General features: G+C 62.3%; 1 protein-coding gene. It reads left to right on the top strand.

Features of this window, described 5'->3' with window-relative positions:
• The first annotated feature begins 226 nt into the window (after window positions 1-226).
• On the top strand, window positions 227-1,066 hold the full coding sequence (locus AB0442_RS42635) for an IS5 family transposase (RefSeq protein ID WP_366168873.1): 840 nt from the start codon (window positions 227-229) through the stop codon (window positions 1,064-1,066).
• Window positions 1,067-1,091 lie beyond the last annotated feature (25 nt).

The raw sequence follows: 1,091 nt of genomic DNA, 5'->3' as shown, positions 1-1,091 counted from the left end.
TGAGTGGGCATTTTGATGGCGATCATCCGGTATCTCACTTTCGCCCCTGCCATGATCTGTACCAGTCTGCGTCGAAGGTGAAGTATGCCCCCACGCAGGGGGCGGGAGCCGGAGTCCGTCTCGCCCGCTTCCATCCCCCGAAGTCCGTCTGGTTTGAAGAAGTCATAGAACCGCCCGAGTGGCAGTGGAACCGGCTCCTCCGCCCCATTCATGCTGACGCTGTGTCATGACTGAGCGGAAGCCGTACCCAAGCGACCTGTCCGACGCACGATGGGCCCTGATCGAGCCGAAACTGACGGCCTGGAGAAAAGCCCGACTCGACCGAAGGCCCACCGGAAAGCCGCCGAAAGTCGACCTGCGCGACGTCTTCAACGCGATCCTCTACATCAACCGCACAGGAATCCCCTGGAAGTACCTTCCGCACGACTTCCCGAACCACGGCACCGTCTACGCCTACTACGCGGCCTGGCGCGACGAAGGAATCTTCGCGGAACTCAACTACGACCTGACCGGCCTGGCCCGCGTGAAGGAAGGGCGCAACCCCGAACCGACCGCGTCCGTCATCGACACCCAGAGCGTGAAGACCTCCACCAACGTACCCCTGACCAGCCAGGGAGCCGATGCTGCGAAGAAGATCGTCGGCCGCAAGCGCGGCATCCTCACCGACACCATCGGCCTGATCCTCGCCGTCACCGTCACCGCCGCGAGCCTGTCCGAGAACGCCCTGGGAATCCACCTCCTCAACCAAGCCAAGAAGACCTACCCGAGCATCTCCAAGAGCTGGGTCGACACCGGCTTCAAGAACGCCACGATCGAGCACGGAGCCGACCTCGGAATCGACGTCGAGGTCGTTCACCGAAAGTCCGACGTCCGCGGCTTCCACGTCGTGAAAAGACGCTGGGTAGTCGAACGAAGCCTGGGCTGGCTCATGTTGCGCCGCCGGCTCGCCCGCGACTACGAGACCCTGCCAGTCAGCTCCGAAGCCATGATCCACATCGCCTCGATCGACAACCTCACCAAGCGCATAACGGACGAGACCACACCAACCTGGCGAGGGACTTACTAGGGCATAAAGGGCAATCCGTCCACAT

The organism is Kitasatospora sp. NPDC085895 (assembly GCF_040702125.1).
In the GTDB taxonomy this organism is placed as follows: Bacteria; Actinomycetota; Actinomycetes; order Streptomycetales; family Streptomycetaceae; genus Kitasatospora; species Kitasatospora arboriphila.
This window is presented reverse-complemented; position numbering and strand designations above follow the sequence as displayed.